Here is an 8,182-nt window from a genome sequence, read left to right as displayed (position 1 = left end):
AAGACTCGTGGTTCTCAACCAAGACAACCTTTCCCCAGAGCGAGAAATGGTTGAGGACATTCTCGCAATTGTTCACGTCTTTTCCTGTCGGTTGTACGGATTGCGAAAGTACAAAACTACAATCAAAGAAGATAAGGATTTACCCAGAGCCTGAGTTGCATAAAACTTGGAAGAAATGGCTAGCGGCATGTCGATACTGCTTTAATCAGGCAATATCAATGCAGCGTAATTCTGAATCTCGAATTGGTAAGTTGAAATTACGAAATATGGTGATGCAATCTGACCTACCTGATTGGGTAAAAGAAGTGCCATGCCATATCAAACAAAACGCCATCTTTGATGCTCATCAAGCTTATTCAGCTAGCCGTGATGCCAAGTTTCGTTCTGTTCGCAACCCACAACAAAGTATTAAGTTTAACAACTCCAACTTGACTAACGGAAAATGGTATTACAACAAAACGAAGAAAATGAATTTTGTTGTAAGCGAGCCAATGCCAACAAGCTGTGAGTATGGAACACAACTAGTTTACAAGCGTGGTACGTGGTTTGCAATATTCCCAGAACCTTTTGAGCGTCAAGATTCTGACTCCAACAAGTTAATAGCGCTTGACCCAGGAGTTAGAAGTTTTCTCACTGGATACGATGGAGATAAAGTAATAGAGGTTGGCGGTAATGACATGGGTCGAGTCACTCGTTTGTGTCAATATCTGGATGAGTTGATCAGCCGCTCGACCAAAACCAATTCTAAGCGTCGTCAGTCGATGCGACGTGCTGCAAACAGGTTGCGAAATAGAATACAAAACCTGGTTAACGAAGTTCACAAAAAGACAGCGTGTTATCTGACTAATAACTACCGTGTTATATTTCTGCCTTACTTCGAGTCTTCCCAAATGGTAGCCAAGTCGAGTAGGAAAATACGGTCAAAGACAGTTAGAAATATGCTGACTTGGGCGCATTATCGGTTTAAGTCAACTCTAAAACATCAAGCATCAAAGCGTGGTTGCGTGGTGATTGATCTCAGCGAGGCTTACACATCAAAAACTTGCGGTGTGTGTGGTCATCGACATGCAAAGCTTGGTGGAAACAAAGTTCACAAATGTCCGAGTTGTGGAACCCAAACACCAAGAGATGCAAACGGCGCACGCAACATCATGTTGCGTGCTTTGAGGGATACCTCCTTTACCGTCAACCAAGATGGTATTGCTATTGTTTCATTCGGTGCGTTACTCAGTAACGTGCAGGAATGTTCAGCATAAATGTATCAGATACTAGTATTTCGTCAAGGCAACTTTGAGGCGTAAATCAATGAGTAGAATTTGTCTTCTTTTCCTCTTTCTTTGCGTTCTACCCTGCGGGAAGCCACTTCGTGTCTATGCGCCTTTGTGGTTTTTTATTTCACCGTACATAGTTTGTGTGACAGAGTACTAGGAAGCAAATGCGTTAGTAGGATGAGATGATAATTTTTTCCCGATATCAAGCGAGAAAATACCCATGGCTGTGAGTACAGCAAGCTCTTTATTCCCAAGAATTTAACATGACAGGGGCTTCGGGAAATATTGAGTTTTTCTCATGAGGCGATCGCTGCCGGGGAAGTTCAATTGGTGAAAATTGCTTGACTGAAGCGACTTCCACTTTAGAATGTGACTACTGCATGCTCTCCTTTTTCACCGAACCGTTTGACAACGTAATCTACAGCAACTTGGTAATCAGAAATTTTGCTTGTGACCGATATGATAAACGCACAGGCAAACTCATTAACACGGATCTCGTGCTCTTTAAGGTTGAAATCTGTAGGCAGTTTGTACGGCTTGAACACCAGTTGGTAACCATTGGATGTACTTTCGATGACTGGGGCGCTCACGCTAGATATTCGCATGAGGCGGTTAGCGAGCGATGATTCTTTGCTTTGCGAGAGTGTACCTTCCAAGTGATACGTTAAAATTGCCTGCTCACGCTGGAAGTGGCGCAGCGTCAGTGCCACCAGTTGGGAGAAGCGTTCTTGACCTTCATCCACTGCGAGTGCTTCATAAAGTCCACGGCAAAGCTCACGGCTTTCTTCATCCATAAGTGGCGTGAGAGGACCTGAAAGTAGAGCCTCAGCGAGGTCGTCTGCTCCCCGAGACCTATGATTGTGACAACGCAGAGCCATAAGCACCGTGGGAACCGAATCTGCAAAAATGCTACGATTTGTTCGTAGGAGTATGTCATCAATTTGACTCGCCAGATCTTCGAGTTCCCCATACCTGACAAGATGACGGGCAACCTTGCCAACTAGCCCGTAAACGCGTGCATGGGTTATACGCTCAAGGACCTCACAGATTCCCAGCACGGCGATCGTTGGCCAGGGATATTCAAAATTACAGAGGCGTCCGAGTGCCAGATAACCACGAATGCGCGTATGGATGGTTTGATTGAAACGTTTCAGCCAAGCATGAGCTTCGGATAAAAATGCAGCCTGTTCGTGCTCAAAAAGTGGACGGATGCTTGAGGGAACTGTGCGTGCAAGCTCAGCCTCGTATATAGCCACAGCCTCCCGCAGCTTGGCTCCCGAGAGCAGAACCAGATCTTCTCCCAAAAGCTGAAATGATTGCGCCTCTGCTTTGCTCAAAAGTTGGCGCAAAGGATTTATAAGCATATTTCTTTAAATCTTGAGATAACAAGTCTTTCAAAAAAACAGTTCTTCTCATGGGCTTCACTTTGAGAGTTACTTGTGGATTCCCAGGGGAATCTCGACATAATAATCCCTTGCCATTTCGGCACCATAGACAATACAAGCAAGAATATCCTCTCGCTCTATACCCGGATACTCCTCAAGCAGATCCTCAATTGTCATCCCAATAGCGAGAAAGTCCAAAATTAGGGAAACCCAGATGCGATGTCCCCGAATACATGGCTTACCAAAGTAAATATTGGCATCAATAGATACGCCGGATAGTAGGCTTTCTTTACTCATAGTAATTTCTACCAGATACTGTTACTCATTCTTCCACACCAGAGGCGATCGCTTCGGTGGACACACAAATATCTCATAAGCTTGCAGCCCAAAGCATGGAAACGTCGTATTGTCTGAAGATAGGATCCGCACTCACTAGAATCATATCCTCAGCTCTGGCTTGTGCAATTAACATTCTGTCAAAAGGATCTCGATGATGTAAGGGCAACGCAGATGCAAGTATTGCATCAGATAGTGTAATCGAGAGCGATTCTCGTTCCGAGAGGCTGCGCTAACGCACGCCCAATTGTGCCATTCGACTAGAAATATAACTGTCAAGCGGTTCGCTTAGCGGTAACTTTGCGATCGCAACTTTTATCCCCATTTCCCAGACACTAGCAACAGAAAGCCACAATTCATTACTTTCGTCATCAATCTGCTTGATCGCCCGCAAGGGCTTGGCTCCCTGCTGGAGCATCGCCTCCTCATTTAAACGCTCTGGTTGGGCAAACCACCATAACCAGCACTGCGTATCCAGCAAAAGTTTCACTCCTGGCTACCCTCAAATGCTGCTAGGATATCTTCCGGTAAGGAAGCGTTGAAGTCTTCTGGCACTACGAAACGCCCTCGATCCTGCCCTAAACTACTCCGTCGATTGTATGAGGAGCTAAACGGAACCAACTTGGCGATCGCAACGCCTCGGTTTGAAATAATGATTTCTTCTCCAAGTTCTACCCGCGACAAAAGCCGTGAGAGATTCGTTTTAGCTTGGTGGATATTGACCGTTTCCATAATTCTTGCAAACTAAGTCTATAAACTAAGTTTACTTTAATGACAAATTGTGCTCTATTCAGCAATTGAAGTTTTACAATACTTTAAGTAATAATCCGTAACAGCGCGTTTTGATGTTGTAGCAATAAATAAGTTGAGCAGCGACTGCAAGCCCCCAGAACAAGCAATGGAGTCACATCCTCTGTTCAATATATACATGAGCCAACGTGAAGAACTACAAAAATTACTGGATTTGCTAGAAGAAAAGATATTGTTTCTACAGACAGCAAAAGTTACGGCAATAGACGCTGTGGCTCTTTTCAGTCTGCACAAGCAGATTGAGGAAGCTGAAGGTGAACGCGATAAAATCATACAGCAGATTGACAATCTAGAGTCAGTAGCTTGTAGTTAAGAGTTATACCGTGCTTTATTAAAATTAGGCTACCGAGACCAAGTGCGCTCATTCCTCAAATTTCTGAAAGCACAGTCAATAGGAGCTTTCCTTATCCACGGTTTACTAGATCATGGACAACGTTGGCTACTGAATCGATTAGTTACACAGCATATCCGCTTGGGTACAATGGGCAAGATGGTGCGAATTGAACTTGACCGGATAGGACGCAGAAGAGATATTTCTGCTTTGTGGCGTGAATTTGGTGGACGTGTTGGCTTGGGAAGACAACACTCACCTACAGAAATTGCTGAACGAGTTTTTCACTGGTGGAAGACACAGAATGTCATTCTTGTCTTTCATGGCGTGGATTGTATGCCAGAAGGGTATTTGCAAGAATTACTTGACGAATTTTGGTTACCGTTGGCGAGTCAAGCACGAATGTCTCTCCAACAAAATACCAGTTACTGATGTTTTTGGTGGATTATGAAGGCTGTGTAGGTTGTCAGGATACCATCTTTGTGGAGGAACTAGAACCAACTTGGGAACCGAGAGTTCCGATTAAATTACCAATCATTAATCCGTTTGGCGATCGCATTCTCACTGACTGGTTTGAGATGCTTGAGACAGAGTTCCACACATTACCTCTAGTTGAACTCATAAATGAAATAGAAGATTTAGTCCAAGAAATTTTGGAAAATAGTGATAACGGGGTTCCAGAACTAGCATTTTCAGAAATTTGTCACCGCTGCGGCTGCAATTGGTATGAAGAAAGGGAAAGATGGTTAAAGATTTGACTGACAAACAACTTGAGTACACTGGCAAAGTGCAGCCGCAGTTGGTAGAACGAGATGCAACTGGACATCTGTTGTATCCTTACTTGCCGAATGAGGAATTAATAGAAGCTGTTAACCTGGCAATTTACCTCGAACGACCACTTTTGCTCAAGGGGGAACCGGGATGCGGTAAGACAAGACTAGCTCGTGCTGTGGCTTATGAACTTGGTTTGCCTTTGGAAGCTTGGTACATCAAATCTAGTACTCGCGCCAAGGATGGTCTTTATAGTTATGATGCGGTGAGTCGCTTACGCGATGCCCAACTTGCTGCCACAGGTCGTATCATCAAAGATGAGGATATCCCACGGATTAGTGATCCAGCTACCTATGTGAAATGGGGACCATTAGGACGTGCTTTCCAAAACGAACAGCGGACGGTGGTATTAATTGACGAAATTGATAAAGCTGACATTGACTTTCCCAACGACTTGTTATTAGAACTTGATGAGCAACGGTTTATTGTAGAAGAAACAGGACAGGAAGTCCAAGCAAAAGCACCGCCCATAGTTTTTATCACAAGCAACGACGAGAAGGATTTACCAGATGCTTTCTTGCGGAGGTGTTTGTTTCACTATGTGGAATTTCCTAGCCCCCCAAGATTGGTAGAAATTGTAAATAACCACTTTCCTGATTCACCGAAAGCGTTAGTAGATAAAGCTGTCGTTCGCTTCTTATTGCTGCGCGAGGAAATGCGCAAAGATAAAGGGGAAGGTGGAAAGAAAGTGAGTACGAGTGAATTGATTGACTGGTTTAAGGTACTGCGTCGCTTTCCTCAAGATGAGGTTTTGGCAAAATTGGATGGAAAGCTGCCATTTGCAGGCGTGTTGCTGAAAAGTTGGGATGATCATATTCGTCATTTGAGGCAAAGCCGTGGACGTGAATGAATTGCCACTTCAAGAACTTTTCACTCGCCTACGGGAAGCTGGCTTACCACTGGGGATTGATGAGTATCAGTTGGTTTTGCAAGCTATGCAAGCTGGTTTTGGGATGAGTGACAAAGGGGCTTTGAAACGGCTGTGTCAGACTTTGTGGATTAAATCTGCTGAAGAAAAGCAGCTATTTGAGTATCAGTTTGAACGAGTGATGAGTAGTGAGGGTGTCGTTTTAACCTCAAAAAAGCAATTTAAACTGCATTGGAATTCTCGGATTATTACTCGCTACGTTATTTTAGCTATTTTGGCAATTGACATTGTTGTGGGTATTGAATTCTTAAAACAGCGAACACCACCCACTCAGACAGCACAACCCATTCAGACATTACAACCCATTCAGACATCAAAACCCACTCAAACATCAAAACTGACTACAATACCACAACAAAAGCCTAGCATACAGGCAACTCCAACAGCACAGCCAACCGAAACACCCAACTCGAACCCAGATCCCAACCAAACCAATTGGATTTATTGGAGTTTGCTTATAGTCAACACCGGAAGTGTCGGATACATACTCTTCCAGCAAGTATCTCAGCGGAACTCTAAACGGCGAATTGACAGTACTTCCCATTTTGAAGCAACTTCGAGTAAGCTTCTTGCTGCTCCTCTAGCTTCACAATTGACAAAAACAATTAAAGATGAAGTACAAGTAGTTCAAACAGTGCTGCAAGTTGGCTGTAAAAATGAGGTAATTCCTGAAAGTCGCTTCATCCTTACTACCGAGTATTTTCCTGTCACTGAACGACAAATGAAACAAATATGGCGCTACTTGCGCCGCTCAGTACGTGAGGGAGCAGCAACAGAATTAGATTTAGAAGCAACAGTAAACCAGATTGGACGCAAAGGTTTATTGCTTGAACCTGTGTTAGTTCCACGTCGGGTGAACCAAGCGGATTTGCTGTTACTTATTGATCAAGATGGCTCAATGGTACCTTTTCACGCTTTATCGCATCGGCTAACAGAAACGGCTTTGCGCGGAGGTCGTTTGGGCAAAGCTGGTATTTACTACTTTCACAATTGCCCCATTGAATATCTCTACCACGATCCCAATCATCAACAAGCAGAGTTAGTCAGTGATGTCGTTACTCATGTTTGCTCCGATAGGACTGCTGTGTTGATTTTCAGTGATGCTGGTGCTGCTCGTGGCGGTTATAGTGAGGAACGCTATGAATTAACAAAAGAATTTCTTACCCACTTGAGACAAAGAGTGCCTTACATCGCTTGGCTAAATCCGATGCCAAAGAAGCGTTGGCAGAAAACAACAGCTAGCGAAATTGCACATCTGGTACCGATGTTTGAACTCAGCCGCCGAGGTATGCAGGATGCTATTAGTGTGTTACGCGGACGCCCAACAAATTTTGAGGGGCGGAAAAAATAAGCAAAATGAAACCTGAAGTTGCCAAGCGCCGCATTGAATCTTTTGAAAAACGTTTTGGGAAAGCGCATTTGTATTTGGCGTATCATGCTGCTTTTCCCTTATCACTCACACCCGATTTGTTATATCGTCTGTGGGCAAACTTCCAACGGGATATTCACGGTCAAGTGCGAGGTATTCCCTGGATAGCTGTAAGTGATTTGTTGCTTTCTAGCTTATGTGATGAAGTTGGGCACGAACTTTATGAAATGGATTTGGCAGTGCGAAATGTGCTGCTGAGTCGATTAAAGGAAGATGAAAAGTTCGGTCAACTGCGGATTTATGAACTATCAGACTTCTTACTTGAGTATGTAAGGCAGCAGCTTTTGAGTGACGATCCTGATATTCGGGACTTTGCCCAAGTTCAGCAGTGGACAGCTCTAGCATATGTGCAACCTAGTGAGGCAGCTCGTGAACTAGCATTAGCATTCTCAAAATTGGATGATAAGAATGCAGCGGAACTGGTGCGAATGGCATCATTAACAGAAACATTTGCTGAGCCATTGGCTGAATTCCAGCCGTTACTGATTTACGCCCGTGGGATGGGAAACTTTGCCCGTGGCAAACTCGAAGTTGCAAAAGCTGAACTTGGCAAAGTGCTTGACGAAAGAAACCAGATAAAGATTGCTGCAGTTAATTTACCTATTCCCGAACAGATAAAGGTAAATCAAAAAAAGCGGAAGTTCACTACAAAATCTATCATCTCAGTTCAGAAATCAATAGGAGCGGTAGTAGGAATAATTTTCTTTGTTACTGTTAGCAGTGGAAGGAGTTTTTATAAATGGGTAACTCCTTGTCCTACAGGTCAACAGAAACTCAAAGGTGTTTTTTGTGTGCCTGGTATTGTACAACAGAATAATATCACGAATAATATTAGTCAGGGCGATCGCACTCTCTTTCCCA

The 8,182-nt window shown here is 43.8% G+C and carries 10 protein-coding genes and 3 pseudogenes; 8 read left to right on the top strand and 5 right to left on the bottom strand.

Going from position 1 to position 8,182, the window contains the following annotated elements; genetic code table 11:
- Together AC5590_RS10320 and AC5590_RS10315 are read left to right on the top strand one after the other, a co-directional pair.
- A pseudogene (locus AC5590_RS10320) lies at positions 1-154 on the top strand (IS607 family transposase); the annotation flags it as partial.
- A 1-nt stretch (position 155) separates the two neighbouring features.
- A complete protein-coding gene (locus tag AC5590_RS10315; protein ID WP_246163005.1) occupies positions 156-1,256 on the top strand; it encodes an RNA-guided endonuclease InsQ/TnpB family protein in 1,101 nt (366 codons plus the stop codon).
- 377 nt (positions 1,257-1,633) lie between these two features.
- On the opposite strand, the gene AC5590_RS10310 is transcribed toward AC5590_RS10315, so the two are convergent.
- From AC5590_RS10310 to AC5590_RS10290, 5 genes and pseudogenes are all read right to left on the bottom strand, one after another.
- Positions 1,634-2,635: a hypothetical protein gene (locus AC5590_RS10310; RefSeq protein ID WP_169268618.1), complete on the bottom strand. Its 1,002-nt coding sequence runs from the start codon at positions 2,633-2,635 to the stop codon at positions 1,634-1,636.
- A 69-nt stretch (positions 2,636-2,704) separates the two neighbouring features.
- Positions 2,705-2,953 (bottom strand): DUF433 domain-containing protein, encoded by a 249-nt coding sequence (locus tag AC5590_RS10305; RefSeq protein ID WP_169268617.1) that lies wholly within the window; start codon positions 2,951-2,953, stop codon positions 2,705-2,707.
- Between the two features lie 73 nt (positions 2,954-3,026).
- A pseudogene (locus AC5590_RS10300) lies at positions 3,027-3,200 on the bottom strand (type II toxin-antitoxin system VapC family toxin); the annotation flags it as partial.
- A gap of 24 nt (positions 3,201-3,224) precedes the next feature.
- Positions 3,225-3,473: a PIN domain-containing protein gene (locus AC5590_RS10295; protein ID WP_318284334.1), complete on the bottom strand. Its 249-nt coding sequence runs from the start codon at positions 3,471-3,473 to the stop codon at positions 3,225-3,227.
- 5 nt (positions 3,474-3,478) lie between these two features.
- Entirely contained in the window at positions 3,479-3,724 is a 246-nt protein-coding gene (locus AC5590_RS10290; protein WP_169268616.1) for a type II toxin-antitoxin system Phd/YefM family antitoxin, read from the bottom strand.
- Between the two features lie 166 nt (positions 3,725-3,890).
- Between AC5590_RS10290 and AC5590_RS10285 the strand changes: the two genes are divergently transcribed.
- The 6 genes and pseudogenes from AC5590_RS10285 to AC5590_RS10260 all read left to right on the top strand — a co-directional run.
- The gene (locus tag AC5590_RS10285; RefSeq protein WP_248277418.1) at positions 3,891-4,115 is read left to right on the top strand and encodes a hypothetical protein; all 225 of its coding nucleotides are present in this window, start codon (positions 3,891-3,893) and stop codon (positions 4,113-4,115) included.
- A 42-nt stretch (positions 4,116-4,157) separates the two neighbouring features.
- Positions 4,158-4,565 (top strand): hypothetical protein, encoded by a 408-nt coding sequence (locus AC5590_RS10280; RefSeq protein ID WP_348982784.1) that lies wholly within the window; start codon positions 4,158-4,160, stop codon positions 4,563-4,565.
- The gene (locus AC5590_RS10275; protein ID WP_248277417.1) at positions 4,565-4,891 is read left to right on the top strand and encodes a hypothetical protein; all 327 of its coding nucleotides are present in this window, start codon (positions 4,565-4,567) and stop codon (positions 4,889-4,891) included. The genes AC5590_RS10280 and AC5590_RS10275 overlap by 1 nt, the downstream gene beginning before the upstream one ends.
- Entirely contained in the window at positions 4,876-5,814 is a 939-nt protein-coding gene (locus AC5590_RS10270) for an AAA family ATPase (protein WP_169268615.1), read from the top strand. Before AC5590_RS10275 ends, AC5590_RS10270 begins: the two co-directional genes overlap by 16 nt.
- The gene (locus AC5590_RS10265) at positions 5,801-7,243 is read left to right on the top strand and encodes a hypothetical protein (RefSeq protein WP_348982783.1); all 1,443 of its coding nucleotides are present in this window, start codon (positions 5,801-5,803) and stop codon (positions 7,241-7,243) included. The genes AC5590_RS10270 and AC5590_RS10265 overlap by 14 nt, the downstream gene beginning before the upstream one ends.
- A 5-nt stretch (positions 7,244-7,248) precedes the next feature.
- Positions 7,249-8,182: pseudogene (locus tag AC5590_RS10260) on the top strand (hypothetical protein); the annotation flags it as partial.

The organism is Brasilonema octagenarum UFV-OR1, from assembly GCF_963888615.1.
GTDB classification, from domain to species: Bacteria; Cyanobacteriota; Cyanobacteriia; order Cyanobacteriales; family Nostocaceae; genus Brasilonema; species Brasilonema sennae.
This window is presented reverse-complemented; position numbering and strand designations above follow the sequence as displayed.

What these genes read in the sequence shown, in the direction of transcription:
- AC5590_RS10310 (WP_169268618.1), bottom strand. Translation starts at nt 2,635, where the DNA reads ATGCTTATAAATCCTTTGCGCCAACTTTTGAGCAAAGCAGAGGCGCAA.
- AC5590_RS10305 (WP_169268617.1), bottom strand. Translation starts at nt 2,953, where the DNA reads ATGAGTAAAGAAAGCCTACTATCCGGCGTATCTATTGATGCCAATATT.
- AC5590_RS10290 (WP_169268616.1), bottom strand. Translation starts at nt 3,724, where the DNA reads ATGGAAACGGTCAATATCCACCAAGCTAAAACGAATCTCTCACGGCTT.
- AC5590_RS10285 (WP_248277418.1), top strand. Translation starts at nt 3,891, where the DNA reads ATGGAGTCACATCCTCTGTTCAATATATACATGAGCCAACGTGAAGAA.
- AC5590_RS10275 (WP_248277417.1), top strand. Translation starts at nt 4,565, where the DNA reads ATGTTTTTGGTGGATTATGAAGGCTGTGTAGGTTGTCAGGATACCATC.
- AC5590_RS10270 (WP_169268615.1), top strand. Translation starts at nt 4,876, where the DNA reads ATGGTTAAAGATTTGACTGACAAACAACTTGAGTACACTGGCAAAGTG.